At 47.5% G+C, this 17,196-nt stretch carries 14 protein-coding genes; 13 read left to right on the top strand and 1 reads right to left on the bottom strand.

The features are described from left to right. Positions 1–7: 7 nt before the first annotated feature. The 13 genes from JT719_RS10655 to JT719_RS10595 all read left to right on the top strand — a co-directional run bounded on the left by JT719_RS10655 (position 8) and on the right by JT719_RS10595 (position 14,837). Positions 8–2,446 carry a GumC family protein gene (locus tag JT719_RS10655; RefSeq protein WP_207432992.1) on the top strand — a complete coding sequence of 813 codons (2,439 nt, stop codon included), beginning with the start codon at positions 8–10 and terminating at the stop codon, positions 2,444–2,446. 77 nt (positions 2,447–2,523) lie between these two features. After that, positions 2,524–3,201 (top strand): tyrosine-protein phosphatase, encoded by a 678-nt coding sequence (locus JT719_RS10650; RefSeq protein WP_242693131.1) that lies wholly within the window; start codon positions 2,524–2,526, stop codon positions 3,199–3,201. 17 nt (positions 3,202–3,218) lie between these two features. After that, positions 3,219–4,193, top strand: coding sequence for an NAD-dependent epimerase/dehydratase family protein (locus tag JT719_RS10645; RefSeq protein ID WP_207432989.1), 975 nt, complete (start codon positions 3,219–3,221; stop codon positions 4,191–4,193). A 67-nt stretch (positions 4,194–4,260) separates the two neighbouring features. Then, positions 4,261–5,664: a tetratricopeptide repeat protein gene (locus JT719_RS10640; RefSeq protein ID WP_207432988.1), complete on the top strand. Its 1,404-nt coding sequence runs from the start codon at positions 4,261–4,263 to the stop codon at positions 5,662–5,664. A 9-nt stretch (positions 5,665–5,673) separates the two neighbouring features. Further along, positions 5,674–6,456 carry a phosphosulfolactate synthase gene (locus JT719_RS10635; RefSeq protein ID WP_207432986.1) on the top strand — a complete coding sequence of 261 codons (783 nt, stop codon included), beginning with the start codon at positions 5,674–5,676 and terminating at the stop codon, positions 6,454–6,456. A gap of 24 nt (positions 6,457–6,480) precedes the next feature. Continuing rightward, the gene (locus tag JT719_RS10630) at positions 6,481–7,125 is read left to right on the top strand and encodes a DedA family protein (protein ID WP_207432985.1); all 645 of its coding nucleotides are present in this window, start codon (positions 6,481–6,483) and stop codon (positions 7,123–7,125) included. A gap of 25 nt (positions 7,126–7,150) precedes the next feature. Then, a complete protein-coding gene (locus JT719_RS10625; protein ID WP_207432984.1) occupies positions 7,151–7,888 on the top strand; it encodes a shikimate dehydrogenase family protein in 738 nt (245 codons plus the stop codon). 209 nt (positions 7,889–8,097) lie between these two features. Then, a complete protein-coding gene (locus tag JT719_RS10620; protein ID WP_242693130.1) occupies positions 8,098–8,673 on the top strand; it encodes an RNA polymerase sigma factor in 576 nt (191 codons plus the stop codon). Then, positions 8,654–10,261, top strand: a complete 1,608-nt coding sequence (locus JT719_RS10615) for an outer membrane beta-barrel protein (protein ID WP_207432982.1) — start codon at positions 8,654–8,656, stop codon at positions 10,259–10,261. Before JT719_RS10620 ends, JT719_RS10615 begins: the two co-directional genes overlap by 20 nt. A gap of 93 nt (positions 10,262–10,354) precedes the next feature. Then, positions 10,355–10,570: a hypothetical protein gene (locus JT719_RS10610; protein ID WP_207432981.1), complete on the top strand. Its 216-nt coding sequence runs from the start codon at positions 10,355–10,357 to the stop codon at positions 10,568–10,570. A 50-nt stretch (positions 10,571–10,620) separates the two neighbouring features. Next, positions 10,621–10,977 (top strand): hypothetical protein, encoded by a 357-nt coding sequence (locus JT719_RS10605; protein WP_207432979.1) that lies wholly within the window; start codon positions 10,621–10,623, stop codon positions 10,975–10,977. A 211-nt stretch (positions 10,978–11,188) separates the two neighbouring features. Beyond that, positions 11,189–13,222 (top strand): excinuclease ABC subunit UvrB, encoded by a 2,034-nt coding sequence (gene uvrB / locus JT719_RS10600; RefSeq protein ID WP_207432978.1) that lies wholly within the window; start codon positions 11,189–11,191, stop codon positions 13,220–13,222. A 616-nt stretch (positions 13,223–13,838) separates the two neighbouring features. Then, a complete protein-coding gene (locus tag JT719_RS10595; protein ID WP_207432977.1) occupies positions 13,839–14,837 on the top strand; it encodes a hypothetical protein in 999 nt (332 codons plus the stop codon). A gap of 104 nt (positions 14,838–14,941) precedes the next feature. Here JT719_RS10595 and JT719_RS10590 read toward each other — a convergent pair whose 3' ends face one another. After that, positions 14,942–17,191: a xanthine dehydrogenase family protein molybdopterin-binding subunit gene (locus JT719_RS10590; RefSeq protein WP_207432975.1), complete on the bottom strand. Its 2,250-nt coding sequence runs from the start codon at positions 17,189–17,191 to the stop codon at positions 14,942–14,944. Positions 17,192–17,196 lie beyond the last annotated feature (5 nt).

Here is a 17,196-nt window from a genome sequence, read left to right as displayed (position 1 = left end):
TAAGTTCATGAGTGTAAAAACAGCCAATGATCTGGATGAACTGGATCATCGTTTGGGGAGCGGTGAAGAGGAAGAAGAGGATGGCGGAACAAGTATAGATTTTGTTACTCTTTTACATGTAGTACGCAGGAGCATCATCTGGATCATATTGCTTCTTCTCTTAGGAGGGGCAGGAGCTTATCTGTATCTAAGATACACTAAGAAAGTTTATGAGTCTTCTTCAACTATAAAACTAGATGAACAGTCTGAAGCTGGCGTTCTTGGATTAGAAAATAATGGACTCAAAGTAGAGTCTGGTATTGGAAAGCTGCAAGGAGAGGTTGATTTAATCAAGTCAGACATTGTATTCGAAAGGCTTAAGAATACAATGCCTTTACAGATAAGCTATTTTGTAAAAGCACGGGTGCTAGATGCTGAGCTTTATAAAAATAGCCCATTTACTGTGAGTTATGATACGGCGGCTTTTCATCATTATGATCAAAAAATCTTTGTTAAGTTTACCACTCCCACCAAAGCAGATATCTATATTGGTGAAAACGGTAATCCTTCTAAAGCTGTAACAGGATCTTCTACAAACCTTTCTGGAAGTAATATTACTCTTAGTACTACGCCTTCGTTAACTAGTGAAAACATTGGTGTTACCTACTATTTTGTCGTGAATAGTGATCAGAGATTGAAGGGCTACATTAATGATAATTTAACAACTGCGATCCTTAATCCTGAATCAAAAACAATTCAGATTTCCTTTAAAGATTTTAATCGCTTTAAAGCACATGATATTGTTCGAAATATAGACGAGGTCTACTTACAGCATAAGTTGGAACGTTCTAACCAAGCAAGTAGACAAACTCTTAGCTTTTTAAATGATCAGTTAAGGGAAACCGAGGATAGCCTTAGAAAAGCGGAAACTGAAATCGAGAGTTTCGTTAGACAGAATAAGTCATATGATATCAAGGCTAACTTACAAGAAGCTCTAGCGCAAGTCCAGGAACTGGAAAAAGAGAAACTTGAGCTTAGATTTCAACTATCACTTCTGAATACAATTCAAGCTAAGGTGCAGAGAAATGAAGACCTTGGATTGGTAGTATCTGGCCTTCAGGGACAGGAATCTAATGACCCTCAATTAACGGAGCAGCTAACAGAACTAAGTGATTTACAGGCTCGACTTAGAACTGTTCGAATGACCAGTAGAGGGAACACGGTAGCGGATAACTTGCTTGAAGAGCAAATTACATTTGCTCAAAGTAGGTTGAATGCTATTCTCAACGGCAACAAGGGATTGGTGCAAACTCAGATTGCTAATATTGAAAGAACACAAGGAGAGCTAACAGGGAAAATTTTGCAGGCTCCTGCTCAAGAGACGGAGAGAGCAAGGCTTGAGCGAATATTTGGTCTTTATGAAAGTTTCTTTACTCAGATTTTGAACAAGAGAGTTGAGTATGGAATTGCTATGGCCGGTACAACCCCAGACTTTCAGGTATTATCACCTGCTAGCCTGCCAAGCGAATCTAATCCTATCTCTCCTAATGCTTTAATGGTGTATGCCATTGGAATTGCAGGCGGATTGTTTTTAGGTGTTGGATTAGTGGCTACAAGGTATCTGATGCATGATACCGTCACCAATGTTCGGGAGTTGGAGCGTAACATATCCATACCTGTGCTGGGTGTGGTGCCTTCATACGATAAACAGAAGATGCCATTTTCTAAACTAGTGGTGAATCAGAACCCAAAGTCGGCTTTAAGTGAGTCTATTCGCTCAATTAGGACCAACTTAGAGTTCATGAGTGCCTCCAAGAAGAAACGGGTCATCTCCATCACGTCCACTATTAGCGGGGAAGGAAAAACTTTCGTGGCAGTGAACCTGGGAGGGATTATTGCTATGTCTGGGTTGAAGGTAGCCATTCTTGATTTGGATATGCGAAAGCCGAAGGTGCACATTGCATTAGACGGCGATAACAGTAAAGGCATGAGCACTATCCTGATTGAAAAGCATTCAGTAGTTGAGTGCCTTCAGGAAACTTCTATCCCTGATCTAAGTTTTATCTCAGCAGGACCTACACCGCCAAACCCATCTGAGTTGATCATGGGGAGCCGTTTTGATGAGGTCTTGGAAGAACTTCATCAGACCTTCGACATTATCTTGATAGATAGTCCTCCGGTTGGGTTAGTAACTGACGGGGTGTTGATCATGCGAAAGGCCGATGTGCCTCTTTATATTGTTCGTGCCAATTACTCTAAAAAGGTTTTCCTTAAAGGAATTGATAAAATAATGCGGACAAACCATCTTCCCAGAATGGCAGCCATTCTAAATGATGCTAGCAGCATGAATATGTACGGGTACGGCTACGGGTACGGCTACGGGTACGGCTATGGCTATGGACAAGGGTACTATGATGAAGAAGAAGTGCCAACCCTTGGAAGTAAACTCAAATCAATCTTCAAGTAATAATGTGGAGCAGTCTCAAGAAGCTTTGGGGAACAAAGGAGGAGTCCGTTTTTTCATTCGCAGATCTACGTGCAGATATGCACTCCCATTTGCTTCCTGGTCTTGATGACGGTGCTGCTACCCTAGAAGATTCCATACAGCTTCTTGAAGCCTTGCAAGGGCTGGGCTTCAAGAAGCTTTGTATGACACCACACATAATGGGGGATTTTTATAAGAATACCCCGGAAGGTATAAGAAGTAAACTGCAGCAATTACAAAAGGAGGCCACTTCACGCGGAATAGAGGTAGAGCTATCCTGTGCGGCAGAATATTACTTAGATGAATGGTTTATGTCAAAGATTGAAAAGGGCGAAGAACTTTTGAGTTTTGGCGGAGACAGGAAGTTTTTACTGATAGAAACTTCTTACATGAATGAACCGGCGCACCTGCGCCAGGCTATTTTTGCAGTTCAAGCTGCCGGGTATACTCCTGTTTTGGCGCACCCGGAGCGCTACACTTATTTCTACGGGAAGTTTGATTCCTTAATGTCTTTGAGAGAAACGGGGATACTTTTTCAGATTAATACCAATTCCTTGGCTGGTTACTACTCTAAGCCCGCGAAAGAAGTAGCACGGAAACTTATCAGTCAAAAAGCGGTTGAGTTCTTAGGCACAGATACCCATTCCATGAAGCATGTGAAAGTGCTTGAACGGGTAGTAAACGAGCCTTTGTTTCAGGAAGCCTTAAGGTTGCCGCTTTTAAATACCTCGCTCTAGTTTAATTACACCGCCATTTGAAACATGTACTGGTTACCGGTGGTTCTGGCCTTCTAGGCCATTTTTTATTGCAACGTCTTTTAGAAGACGGGTGTCTGGTCACTGCTATATTTAGAAAAACAGCCTCTTCTATAACCCATGAGAACCTTCAATGGGTAGAAGGTGACATCTTGGATTCTCTATTCCTAAGATCACAGGTGTTGAAGGTGGAAGAGGTGTACCATTGCGCTGGATTTGTGTCCTATGCTCCTCAGGATGTTGGACTGCTTCAGAAAATCAATGTGGAAGGAACGGCTAACCTGGTAGATGTCTGCTTGGAGAACCCCGATGTTCGGCTCTGCCATGTAAGTTCCATTGCAGCCATTAACCGGAAAAAAGGCGAAAAAATCATTCATGAAGATGTGAAGTGGGACCCTGTGGCAGAGAGATCTGCTTATGCTTTCTCCAAGCATTTTGCCGAGATGGAAGTATGGCGCGGAATCTCTGAAGGACTAAAAGCCGTAATCATCAATCCTTCCATTATATTAGGCCCCGGCGATCCTGCGCGTAGTAGTACACAACTTTTCAAGTATATTCATGATGAGCATTCTTTCTATACCCACGGCTTTGCCAACTTCGTAGATGTACGAGATGTGGTGGAAGCTATGGTGCGGGTAATGAACGGAAAGCATTGGGGAGAGCGTTTCATCATTAATGGCCATCAGACTACCTATGAGCAGTTCTTTAAGCAAGTTGCCCAGATAATGGGTAAAAAAGCTCCTACTATCAAAGTACCTGATTGGGTGGCCGAAATAATCTGGAGGGTAGAAAGCGTAAGAGGAAAGCTAACGGGAGCCAAGCCACTTATTACTAAAGAAACAGCCAGGATTGCCAAAGAAGAGCACTTCTATTCTAATGCAAAGATTAAGGCGGCAACTGGCATAACCTTCCGTCCGTTGGAAGATACCCTGCGCTGGAGTTGTGAGCAGCTTATAAAGCAACAGTGCTTATAATTTAGGAAGGGAAATTGTGAGATTGAGAAGACCAGAGATTCTGGTCTGAGTTGAGACCTACTTGTAGATGAACGATAATAATTACAACGAATTCAGCAACGATGATTTGGACCTTGTGAAAAGGTTTGAAACCATGCTGGAGTCAAATGCTACTGTTTTCTTTGATCTCTCAGACTTTGAGAGTATTATAGATTATTACGCCAATAACTTTAACTATAGCCAAGCCTTAAAGGCTTGTGATGCAGGTATTGCCCAATATCCGTTTTCCACTGAATTACTGATCGACAAAGCCCAGGTACTTGCTATGCTTGGTGCTTATGATGAGGCATTGCACTTAGTAGAGGAAGTAGCTCAGATGGAGCCTAATAATGAAGATATTCCTCTCACTAAAGGAATCATCTTCAATCAAAAAGGGGATTTCGCCTTAGCCATTGATTGCTTTAAACAAGCAGTGGAGCAGTCTGAGGTAAAAGACGATATTTACTTCAACATAGGGCTTTCTTACCAGGGTTGGGGCAAGTTCAAGGCTGCTATGAAGTATTATAAGAAGAGCCTGAGCCTGAACATGGAAAATGAACTGGCTTTACAGGAACTTCTATACTGCCTAGAGATAACAGGGGAGGGCGAGGATGTCATTTCATTCTTCCAGGAGTATGTAGATGCAGACCCTTACTCGGCAATGGCTTGGTTCAATCTGGGTTTGGCACATAGTCGTTTGGGTAACTACGAGAAAGCTGTAGGAGCTTATGAGTACGCCACGCTCATTCAACCAGATTTGGCTCCCGCATACGTAAACCTGGCCAATAACTACGTTTATCTGGGCGAGTTTACCAAGGCCATAGAATCATTTCAGGCAGCTTTGGAGCATACAGAGCCTAATGCAGATATCCTCTGTAACATTGGCGAGTGCTATGAGAAGCTATCGCAATGGGATCTGGCCCACAAATACTATAAGAAAGCAATAGACCTCTCCCCAGAAATGGATGAGGCCTGGTTTGGTATTGGGATTATTCTGGATTTACAGGGAAAATGGATGGAAGCGGTGCATTACTACCGGAAAGCCATCTCTTTTTACGCCGAGAACGCCGATTATTGGTTAGCACTTGCGGCAGCTGAATACCAACTGGGGAACATAATCTCCAGCGTGGAGGCGTACGAGCAGGCAAGCACCCTTGCCCCGGAGAACAAAGATATCTGGCTGAACTGGTCCATAATTCTTTATGAGCAAGGAAACTATGATGGCGCTATTGACCTGCTCATGAATGCGTTGGAGCTTCAGCCAGATGAGGCAGAACTGCATTATAGACTCTGTGCCTATTGTTTAGCGGCAGGAAAGTATAAACAGGCATATAATTATTTAGAAAATGCTTTAATTTTGGACTTCGATAAGCATAAGCTTCTCTTTGATTTCTTTCCTGAACTGGAGTCTCAGCGGGCGCTTGCCCGCTTGATTGACCAGTATCGCAAATAACAAGCTTACATGAATTACGAACTTTCCCACCTCCCCCAACGCACTTCTAAACCAAGAGAGAGCGGTTTTACCATGGCCATGGACAAAGGCCTTAGCCTTAGAGAAACTGAGAATTTTGTAGAAGTTGCCGGAGAGTACGTAGACATTGTAAAATTAGGGTGGGCAACTTCCTTTGTCACGCCAAATCTTGATCAGAAGATAGCCATCTACAAATCGGCGGGGATTCCGGTGTACTTCGGGGGCACCTTGTTTGAAGCATTTGTGGTACGGGGCCAGTTTGAAGATTATCGTCGCTTACTGGATAAGTATAGCCTTGACTTTGCTGAGATTTCTGATGGTTCCATTGAAATGGACCATGAACTGAAGTGTAAGTACATCCGCACCTTGGCAGAGCAAGCCACGGTACTTTCTGAGGTTGGTTCCAAAGACGACCAGAAAATCATCCCTCCTTACAAATGGATCAGCCTTATGCAGGCTGAACTGGATGCCGGTGCCTGGAAAGTGATTGGTGAAGCCAGAGAGTCGGGTAACGTAGGGCTCTTCCGTTCTACCGGCGAGGTTAGAAGCGGTCTGGTAGAAGAAATCCTGACCAAAATTCCTTTTGAGAAAATCATTTGGGAGGCTCCGCAAAAAGCCCAGCAAGTGTTTTTCATTAAGCTGCTTGGAGCTAATGTAAACTTAGGAAATATAGCTCCAAATGAGATTGTGCCGTTGGAGACCATTCGGTTAGGTCTGAGAGGGGATACTTTTACCCATTTCCTTGACAAAGGAATGTTAGATAAATTGATCTAACCCACTACTATAGTTACACCCGTTATGGAGTTACTCCGCCAGTTCATCGATCTGTTCTTGCACCTGGACCAGCACCTGAGTCAGATTATCTCTGATTACGGAACTTGGACGTATGCCATCCTTTTCCTGATTATTTTTGTTGAGACTGGTGTGGTAGTGATGCCTTTCCTGCCCGGTGACTCCCTTCTGTTTGCCGCCGGTGCTTTCGCAGCTACTGGGGTCTTGAATATCTGGGTTCTGCTGGTGCTGCTGTTTATAGCCGCTTTTTTGGGAGATACGCTGAATTACCTGATCGGGGATTATTTCGGACCGAAGGTCTTCAGGCGGGACTATAGATTCCTGAAACGCGAGTATCTGCTGAAGACACAGGCTTTCTATGAGAAGCACGGGGGTAAGACCATCATCTTTGCCCGGTTCATTCCAATCATCCGTACGTTTGCGCCGTTTGTGGCCGGCGTGGGAACCATGAAGTACGGAAAGTTCCTCTCCTACAATATTATTGGAGGGTTGTTGTGGGTAGTAGGTTTTACCGTGGCAGGTTTTGTGTTTGGGAACATTCCGGCCGTGAAAAAGAACTTCTCCTTCGTCATCTTCGGGATTATACTTATCTCGGTGATTCCGCCAATCATTGAGTTGGTAAAACAAAAAATGAGTCCAAGACAGCAATAGGCAGAAGCCAACCCTACATTGCTTTATGGAAAATGAATACGGGCTGATCGGGTACAGACTCAGTCATTCTTTCTCTCAGAAATACTTTACAGAGAAGTTCCAGTCTGAAGGAATAGCCAATAGCGTTTACCATCTTTTTGAGCTGGACTCTATTGCTGAGTTTCCCCAATTACTAAAGGCCCATCCTAACCTGAGGGGGCTCAATGTGACCATTCCATACAAAGAGGCAGTCATTCCGTTTCTGGATGAATTGGAACCTGCCGCAGCCCGGATTGGGGCAGTGAACGTGGTAAAGTTTGAGAACGGCCGCCTCATTGGTCACAACTCAGACTACCAGGGCTTCATGCAGTCACTCCAGAATTTCTACCATTGTTACTCTCAGTCTCAGGCTTTGATTTTGGGTACCGGTGGGGCCGCTAAGGCGGTAAAGGCGGCTTTGGAGTACCTGAACATTTCTTACAAAGTAGTCTCCAGAGAGAAGAGGCCGGGTGGGTTAACTTACCAGGAACTGACCCCCAGCGTAATTTCCTCTGTTTCCCTTATCATCAACACCACCCCGGTAGGTACCTATCCTAAGGTAGACGAGGCACCAGATATTCCCTACCATTTACTTTCTTCCCACCATTACCTGTATGACTTGGTGTATAACCCAGCCGAGACGCTGTTCATGAAGCGCGGCAAAGAAATGGGGGCCAAGACCATCAACGGGTACGAAATGCTTTGCCTGCAGGCCGAAGTAGCCTGGCAAATCTGGAACAGCTAACTTGTTTTTGAGCTCTTTTCAGGAAAACCCGCTTAAAACAGTAGCCAATTTCCGTTCTCCTTTTCCAGAATAAGGGTTTTGGGGCATGTATCTGTCTTGAAGGTAGTACCAGCAGCGGAGAAAATTATTTGGTTCTGCTGAAATAGCCATGCAACCTTTGGTGGCTGGCGGTACTCTTAGCTGTAGAAGATCATTATAATGACCCTCCTTTGAAGATTCTAAAGTCAAAAGATCCTACTGAGGAAGACCTCATCAAGCGGGCTATAGCCGGTAAGCGGGAAGCCCAGCACTTGCTGTACCAAAAGTATGCGGGCAAGATGCTGGCCGTGAGCAAACGCTACGCCCGTACGGATTTTGAGGCCGAGGACATTCTTCAGGACTCATTTGTGAAAGTGTTCCTGTACCTCAAAAGCTTCAAAGGCGATTGCCCGCTGGAGTTCTGGATTAAGCGCATTGTGATCAACACATCCTTAAAACACCAGCGCAGTAACAGGCATTTGATGGTAACCGAACATGAAGAAGAATGGGACGAGGCCTCTGAGCAAGACGGGATTGATAGCCAGATTGGCTATGAAGAATTGCTGCAGTTGGTACGGGAGCTGCCGCCCAGATATCAGGCGGTTTTCAACCTGTACGCCATTGAAGGCTTTTCCCATAAAGAGATTGGGGAGATGTTAGACATCACTGAGAGTACCTCTAAGTCACAATATTCCCGCGCCCGCGCCAGCTTACGGCAGGCGTTGTTGCGGCTAAATCAGCAATACCATGAAAAAGTCTCCGGCTGAGGATAAGAAAGGCCAGTCTGTGGAAGATATTTTCCGGAGTGGCTTTGCTGGAAAAGAAACCCCACCGCCTTCGCGCATTTGGGAAAACGTAGACAGGGAACTGGAACTGCATGAGTTACACCGGTACAAGAAGCAGGCTCTCTGGTACCGTTCTATCGCGGCGGCTTTCCTTTTGCTCCTGTTATCTGCAGGAGTGATTCTCTGGCAGCAGAACACAGGCCTAACCGGGCAGGGAAGTTCCTTGGCTTCTGAGCAGGTAAAAGCAGGTGAAAGCCTTCCGGCTGATTTCAAGGGAGCAAAAAGCAATGCAGGCTTGGCTAGTTCAAGCCCCAAAAATCAGGAGCCAGCAGAACAAAGAGAGCCTGTTTCTGAGCCCTTTTCTGGAAACAAGCCCCAAAACGAAGATAGACAGATCGCTTCTGCGGCAAGGAGCACTTCACAAACTGTGTATGCCAGTGAAAGGGTTTCTGCTGAAGCCAGAAGAACTTTTTCAGCGCCTGCCTCTACCAGCGGAATGGCCCAACAATCTACTGTCACTGATGAGGCCGCTGGAATAGAACGTACTAAAAAAGGGGAGAAGGCAGTTATGTCTCAGGACGAGGTTGGGAAACCATTCTCCAGAGAGTTAGCCAATAGCTACGCTATATCCAGAATACTGTCTGCCAAGGGAGATTCTCTAGCGGATGCCCCTAAAAAAAGTATCATGGTGCAGAAGGAAACCGAAGCTTCAACGTTAGCACAGGCCCAACCGGCAAATGAACCCGCAAAGAAAGGCGTAGGACAAGAAGATTTCTACCGTTGGAGTGTTACCATGGCGTATAGTCCCCAATATTCTTATGCACCGGTTAAAATTGGCAATAGCTCTCCAATGACCGAAGATGTTTCTTTGGCGCAGCCTCAGACGTATCAGCAGTATAAACAGGCGGTGGAGGAATACAATGACAGCTATAAACCTGCTTATTCCTATTCAGCCTCAGTAGGGGCAAGCTACAGGATTAATGAGAAGTGGCAGATTGAGAGCGGTGTCATGTACACGCAAACCGAAGCCACTACTACCCATTCCTACCTGATTTACGGAGGAGGGGCAACTGCTGCCAACATGCCGGGAAACTTCTACAGTGGAGCCGCTAACAGGAGTACGCCTTTAGTGGCCAACGTGCTGCAAACAGATGCTTCGGCGCAGCCCCTTTATGTGAGTCCTACAGACCAGTACAGTACAAGATATAAGTATCAGCAGATAGGACTGCCGGTACGGGTGGCATACCGGCTTAATATGAAGAAAGCATATGCTCTTATCTCCGGTGGCATTAACATGAATGTGCTGGTACAGAACAGTATCATGCCAGAGACAGACCAGGTGCAAGCCATCCGGTACGGTCTTAATGACAAAGATTCCCCTTTCCGGACCATGCAGTGGGCTACTTCTACCTCCATTGGGCTCGGATACGATGTGACCAGGAAAATGAGTATTCTGGTGGCCCCTGAATTTGTTTATTCTCTTTCACCCATGGTGCGGGAGAATCAGCAACAGGCAAACCCTTATCAACTAGGGGTGAACATTGGGGGCAGATGGCGCTTGACTAAGTAGATTTTAAATTATTTTCATAACCTGAATAGGGGTAGACCTTCAGTTTTAGGTCTACTTAATTCAGCAATTATTTTACCCAAGTACTTTTCAACCATGAACAAGACTTACTCTCTCCCCAAAGTGGTAAGAACCTGGGCGCTGATTTTCTCTGTTCCCTTGTATGTGGGTAGTGCTTCTCTTTGGCTGAAGGAAGAAATCAAAGATGTTGTCAGTGAAAAAGAAGAGAACATGATTACTTCCTTAAAGGAGCAGGCACAGAAAGCGTTGGCTGACAAAAGCCTGAAAAAGAATGCATTGGTATTGCCTTAAACATTTAATTGCTTAATTTTAATACTTAAAGACAAAAGCATATAGAGAAAATGCAAAGAGGTAGATTCGCTTTTGCGGTTTTAGCCGCCGCAATTGCATGTTGGAGCTGTAAAGAGGAAGAAGAGGTCACCAAATGCTATCCGGCGGTAGTCATTGACCAAGGGTGCGGTACTGTTTTGGGTATCACAGATACCTCGGCTGCCAGTATGGTAGGAGCCAAGCCAGACAATGATACGGTATATGTAAACACTTTTGATTTACACCATCTGTATCAGGTGCCCGGTAAGAAGCTATACATTACCATGAGACCGCTGGATCCAAAAGAAGCACCAGATTGCCCGGGCTTTATCCCAATCATTTACCCGCACGTGAAAGTGCTCACCGTAAGCGAAAGCTCCTGCAACTAAACTTCACTGAGAATCACCTGCTGTTGGAAAGATTAAAATCAGAACCAAGATAAAACTATGTATATCCAGAAACGCCGCTTTAGTTAAAGCGGCGTTTTTTGTTTGGTTTAAAGAAAATAGAGGCAAAACGCTAGTTTATTTAGCCAAGTGCTAAACTCTATTGCTAAAGCTAATGTTATAAAACGTTACCTTTGATTGTAATCTGTAGTACATGAATTTTCAACTCACATCAGAATTCAAACCTACCGGCGACCAGCCCCGCGCCATTGCCCAACTAGTGGAGGGCGTGAACAACGGGGAGCAAGCCCAGGTGCTGCTTGGTGCCACGGGTACCGGTAAAACCTTTACCGTGGCCAACGTGGTACAGCAGGTGCAAAAGCCAACACTGGTGTTGTGCCATAACAAAACCTTGGCTGCCCAGTTGTATGGTGAGTTCAAGCAGTTTTTCCCCAATAACGCGGTAGAGTACTTTATCTCGTACTATGACTACTACCAGCCAGAAGCCTATATTGCTTCTTCAGATGTATTTATAGAGAAGGACCTGGCCATCAACGAAGAAATTGAGAAACTTCGTCTGCATGCCACGTCGGCCCTGTTGTCTGGCCGGCGCGATGTGATTGTGGTAGCCTCGGTGAGCTGTATTTACGGTATTGGCAACCCAGAGGAGTTCGGGAAGAACGTGATCCCGCTGGCCCCGGGCATGAAGGTGAGCCGCAATAACCTGTTGTATCAGTTCGTGTCTATCCTGTACAGCCGCACCGAGGTGGAGTTCACACGTGGAACTTTCCGGGTGAAGGGTGATACCGTAGACATTTTCCCGGCTTACGCCGATTTCGCCTACCGAATTTATTTCTGGGGTGATGAGATTGAGTCTATCCAGCGCATTGACCCGCAGAGCGGCAAGAAGATTGCCGATGAGGAAGGCATCACGCTATATCCGGCTAACCTCTTCGTGACGGGCAAAGACACGTTGAACCAGGCCATCAGCGAGATTCAGTATGACATGGTGGCCCAGCACGAGTATTTCCTCAAAGAAGGCCGCGACAACGAAGCCAAACGCATCAAAGAGCGCACTGAGTTTGACCTAGAGATGATCCGGGAACTGGGTTACTGCTCCGGTATTGAGAACTACTCCCGCTACTTTGACCGCCGGGCTCCCGGTGCCCGTCCGTTCTGTTTGCTGGACTACTTCCCCGATGATTTCCTGATGGTGATTGATGAGAGCCACGCCACCTTGCCGCAGGTACGCGCCATGTGGGGCGGTGACCGCTCCCGCAAAACCGCGCTGGTAGAATACGGTTTCCGTTTGCCAGCGGCCATGGATAACCGTCCGCTCACGTTCAATGAGTTTGAGAGCCTCATGCACCAGGTCATCTTCGTGAGTGCCACGCCCGGCGATTACGAGATCCAGAAATCAGAAGGGGTGATTGTAGAGCAGATCATCCGGCCAACCGGTTTGTTGGATCCGGAAATCGAAGTTCGGCCTAGCCAGAACCAGATTGATGATCTGCTGGACGAGGTAGATAACCGCATCAAAGCCGGAGACCGCGTATTGGTGACCACGCTGACCAAACGCATGGCCGAGGAACTCACCAAATACATGGAGCGCCTCAACATTAAGGTGAAGTACATCCACTCAGAGGTGAAATCTTTGGAGCGGGTGGAGATTCTGCGCGAGCTTCGTTTAGGCGAAATAGATGTGCTCATAGGCGTGAACCTGCTCCGCGAGGGTCTTGACTTGCCGGAGGTAAGCTTGGTAGCCATTCTGGATACCGACAAAGAAGGTTTCCTGCGCGATCAGCGGTCGTTGATCCAGACCATCGGCCGGGCCGCCCGTAACGAAAACGGCAAGGTGCTCATGTACGCCGATAGAATCACGGGCTCCATGCAACGCGCCATTGACGAGACCAACCGTCGCCGCGCCGTGCAGATGGAGTACAACCTGGAGCACGGCATTACCCCGCGCACGGTGTACAAGTCCAAAGAGGCGATTATGGAACAAACCTCCGTGGCAGATTCCAACAAGAGAGAGCCGAAGGTATACGCTGGACCAGACGAGAGCTTGATGTCGGTGGCCGCCGATCCGGTGGTGCAGTATATGAAGCGCGACGAGCTGGAGAAAGTCATCAAGAAAACCGAGAAGCAGATGGAAGCCGCCGCTAAAGAGTTGGACTTCCTGCAAGCCGCCAAATACCGCGATGAACTGGCTGAACTGCGCAAACTGCTCAAGAGCAAACGCGACTAAGTAGCTCGTTTTTTATCAATAGAAATCCTGTTTCAGAGCTGATTTTCAGAAACCAGCCCCGAAACAGGATTTCTTATTTCTGCTCTGGCTTAGAGGACCACTACGATTTTCAAAGCGGGTATTCTGGTGACCGAATGCAGAATACACAGCCTGGTTCCCTTTATAGAAACCGTTTAAGGCCTCATTTCTAAAAACAAGCTTAAAACGCTCTGCCCACTGGCGGAGGAAGGTGGCTCACTTGCCAACCTCAAGCTGATTGGATGGAGAGGTACTGAGCGAATCACCAGGAACGATGATTGTGGTGGAAGTTTGGGTAGGGGTTGTCCTTGTAGAAGCTTCGGGGCCGTCCTGGCCGTACGTGAGGCAATGAGCTATGGCAGTCAGGATTAAAAGAAAAAAGAAGCGTAACATGGGGGTTTACTGGCTGGTTTTCAGAACAGACTATAAAACAATGATTTACCCCTATGTTGCTTAATAAATATTTCTGGGTGATAGGGGTTTAAAGGATTGGCCTGGTCTTTGTTTGAAGAGTTCAAGTTCGGCCAGGAGCGCAAGGGAAAGCAGTTGGGTAGAGTGAAACTGGCGAACAGAACCTACTCCTTACCTACTAAACCCTATGCGTAAACTAGTACACTTGCTCTGGCTGCTTGCCGCCCCGTTCCTGATGGCTTCCTGTTCTGATGAGGAGGACCCGGCACCAGCTCCTTATTCGGCCTTAACTTCTACCGTGGTTTTCTCCAAGTACACCAATAACGGGTACCTGCCTAAAGACCGTCCGGCCACGGACATGCGGGTTTATTCAGGTGACACCATTCGGTACAACTTCAGGTTTGAGACAAACCAGGGAATAAAAGACTTCAAAGTGTATGACAACTTACGGGGGCGGGAATGGCCCCTGATGGTGGGTAGTGGCCAGCTTACCCAGCAGAATGGAGTATGGATGAACGAGTACACGCTTGAGTACCTGGTGAACAGTTACATTTTGCAAGCCAAGCCCGGAGAAGACATTGTCCTGACCGTAGAAGCACAGGAGGAGGACGGCACCATTTACAAAGACCCAATTACCGGCAAAGCCCCTGAAATAAGATTGACCATTGCCGAGCCACTGGTATACAAGGGCATGAAACTGTACAACTACTGGGGTAACTCAGCTAATTCGCTCAGTATAGTTGATTTCAGGATAGGTGAATTTCCCCGGCAGGCACTGGTAGATGAAAATGGGAGGTCGCCTTTTGCCTTGGTTCAGAACATTTACTCTCCCAGAAGTTGGTCTGATAACCAGTTTTACCACGCATTTACCTCTGGTGAAAGAAATGACGGCAGACAGGCTACCTTTGTGAAAGTTCCGGCTGGTGGTAAGAACTGGACCCAACCCAATCAGGTTGCTTTAGCCATGAGACAGTATGGTCCTGATGAAAGTACGGTAGAGAATGTTCAGGTAGGTGACGTGTATGTTTTCAAAGCTCGTTATCCTTTTGATACCTCATGGGTGGTTTATGGAATCATTGAAGTTAAAGAAATAGTAGACGATGGCGGTGATACTATGAGCAACACCGGTCATGATGAAGACTATATGGTGTTAGACATCAAGTATTTTCCCGGTTATCGGTATTAACTTTTAATAATCTTGATTTAAGCCCGTTTCCCAGAAAACAGGCATAAAACAGAAAAGCCGCTCTGCAATTTGTAGAGCGGCTTTTCTGTGTATAAAGGAAGTCCTTAAATCAGTTTATCTGGCGTAACCGGCAATTCATTGATGCGTTTGCCAGTGGCGTTGAAGATGGCATTGGTGATGGCTGGGGCTACCCCAATGATGGCAATCTCTCCGATACCTTTGGTACCCATGGCGTTGTTGATGAAGTCTGGTTTATCCACAAAGACCACGTCAATGTCAGGGGTGTCGGCGTGAACGGGAATGTGGTACTCCGCAAAATCCTTGGTCACGTACCGCCCGAAACGGTCATCAATCACAGCGCCTTCGGTGAGGGCCATGCCAATGCCGCCCACGGCCCCGCCAATCATCTGGTTACCGGCCGTTTTCTTGTTCACAATTTTACCGGCATCGGCGCAGGTAACCACCTTGGTCACTTTAACCTGACCGGTAAGCTGGTGCACCTGTACCTCGGCAAAATGCACGGAGAAAGAGTACATTGAATACTTCTGCCGCTCCTCGTTGCTGGGTCTTGATTCCTCGGTTACCTCAATCTCCGGTAGTTTCTGTTGTTTCAGCACATCAGTATAGGAGAGCTTGGTGCCCGGCGAGCTGGTAAGGGAGATCTGCCCGTTCTGGAACGTCAGGTCCTCGTACTTCGCGTTCCGGAAACCAGAGTCGGCGTTGCCGGTGGTAAGGCTGGCCAGTTTCTTTTTCAAGGCGATACAGGCATCCCGCACTGCTGAGCCCACGCTGGCCACCGTAGCAGAACCGCCCTGGCTTGGCGCCGGCGGAAACAGCGAGTTACCCAGTTCAAAGATGATTTTGTCCGGCGAAATGCCCAAGGCATCGGCGGCAATCTGCACCATGACGGTACCGGTACCAGGACCAATATCAGTGGTGGCGCTCTGGATGACTACCCTGCCATCGGCAAACATAGTAGCTTTGGCCGAGGCTCTATTGCGGTGCGCGCCAAACGTACCCACGCCCATGCCGTAGCCTACCAGCCAATCGCCGTTGCGCAGGGAGCCGGGTTGCAGCTGGCGTTTGTTCCAGCCAATCTTTTCGGCGCCCATGAGCATAGCTTCTTTCAGGAATTTGGTAGACCAGGGCAAATTGCGCTCAGGATCTCTATCGGTGTGGTTTTTCAGGCGGAATTCCAGCGGGTCCATCTTGAGCACGTGCGCCATCTCGTCCATGGCAGACTCCAACGCAAAAGCACCGGTGGCCTCGCCGGGGCCGCGCATCCAGATAGGCGTGCTCACATCCAGCGGCAGAATGCGGTACCGGGTAGTCACGTTGGGGCTGGTGTACATCATGCGCGTCTGCTGCAGCGTAGACTCTGTGAACTCCTCGTAAGAAGAGGTCTGCCCAATGGCTTCGTGCGTGATGGCCGTGATCTTGCCGTCTGGCGTAGCGCTCATGCCTACTTTCTGCCAGGCAAACGGCCGATAACCTACCATGGTGAACATCTGCTCGCGGGTGAGCATCAGTTTTACCGGCCGGTTTACTTTTTTGGCGGCAATGATGGCGGCAGTCTCGTGGGGCCAGGTGTGCAAACCGTTCCCAAAAGCCCCGCCCACAAACGTGGCAATCACCTTTACGTTTTCCACCGGAATTTTCCATTCGCGGGCAAAAGCGTTCTGGCTGCCAATTACGGCTTGGGTTTTGTCATATACGGTGAGTCTGTCAGGCGCTTCCCAATGGGCAATAATGGACTGCAGCTCCATGGGGTTGTGCATCTCAGACGGAATGACGTACTCGCTTTCTATTTTAAGGTTTTCACCTTTGTACGCATCGGCTTTGCCGCGCACGTAGTCGTTAAGGCCATGCTTAGGGTTACGCTGAGCGGCCGTGGGCAAGAAAGCTTTGCCCTGGTGTTTAGGAAAGCTGGTGGCGTGCTTTTCTTCTTCGTACTGCGCTTTCACCAAACGGGCGGCATAGCGCGCGCGCTCCAGCGTATCTGCTACTACAATGGCAATGGGCTGATCATTGAAGTACACCTGCTCATCATAAAAAACGCGGTGCTGTTGCCCGATTGGTTTAGGCTCTGTGGGGTGGGCGGCCTGTACGTAGCCCGGCACCTTAGGCGAATTCTGGTAATGCAAAACGGCCAGTACGCCCGGGGCCCGCTCGGCGGCTTTTGTATCAATGCTTTTGATGCGCCCTTTGGTGATGGTGCTGCCTACCAGAACCCCGTGGCTCATGTTGGGCAACTCAAATTCTGCAGAGTATTTGGCACCGCCCGTCACCTTTAACCGACCATCTACCCGGTCCATGGGCTTGCCCATGTTATCTTGGAAGAAATATTCTTTCATAAAGT

Source organism: Sabulibacter ruber, assembly GCF_017355955.1.
Classification (GTDB): domain Bacteria; phylum Bacteroidota; class Bacteroidia; order Cytophagales; family Hymenobacteraceae; genus Nibribacter; species Nibribacter ruber_A.
Note: the sequence above shows the minus strand (reverse complement) of the source record. Positions and strands in the feature narration are given on the sequence as shown.

Excerpts from the sequence above, each read along its gene's own strand:
- JT719_RS10630 (WP_207432985.1), top strand. The coding sequence starts at position 6,481 with ATGGAGTTACTCCGCCAGTTCATCGATCTGTTCTTGCACCTGGACCAG.
- JT719_RS10625 (WP_207432984.1), top strand. The coding sequence starts at position 7,151 with ATGGAAAATGAATACGGGCTGATCGGGTACAGACTCAGTCATTCTTTC.
- JT719_RS10640 (WP_207432988.1), top strand. The coding sequence starts at position 4,261 with ATGAACGATAATAATTACAACGAATTCAGCAACGATGATTTGGACCTT.
- JT719_RS10610 (WP_207432981.1), top strand. The coding sequence starts at position 10,355 with ATGAACAAGACTTACTCTCTCCCCAAAGTGGTAAGAACCTGGGCGCTG.
- JT719_RS10605 (WP_207432979.1), top strand. The coding sequence starts at position 10,621 with ATGCAAAGAGGTAGATTCGCTTTTGCGGTTTTAGCCGCCGCAATTGCA.
- uvrB (WP_207432978.1), top strand. The coding sequence starts at position 11,189 with ATGAATTTTCAACTCACATCAGAATTCAAACCTACCGGCGACCAGCCC.
- JT719_RS10615 (WP_207432982.1), top strand. The coding sequence starts at position 8,654 with ATGAAAAAGTCTCCGGCTGAGGATAAGAAAGGCCAGTCTGTGGAAGAT.
- JT719_RS10655 (WP_207432992.1), top strand. The coding sequence starts at position 8 with ATGAGTGTAAAAACAGCCAATGATCTGGATGAACTGGATCATCGTTTG.
- JT719_RS10650 (WP_242693131.1), top strand. The coding sequence starts at position 2,524 with ATGCACTCCCATTTGCTTCCTGGTCTTGATGACGGTGCTGCTACCCTA.
- JT719_RS10635 (WP_207432986.1), top strand. The coding sequence starts at position 5,674 with ATGAATTACGAACTTTCCCACCTCCCCCAACGCACTTCTAAACCAAGA.
- JT719_RS10595 (WP_207432977.1), top strand. The coding sequence starts at position 13,839 with ATGCGTAAACTAGTACACTTGCTCTGGCTGCTTGCCGCCCCGTTCCTG.
- JT719_RS10590 (WP_207432975.1), bottom strand. The coding sequence starts at position 17,191 with ATGAAAGAATATTTCTTCCAAGATAACATGGGCAAGCCCATGGACCGG.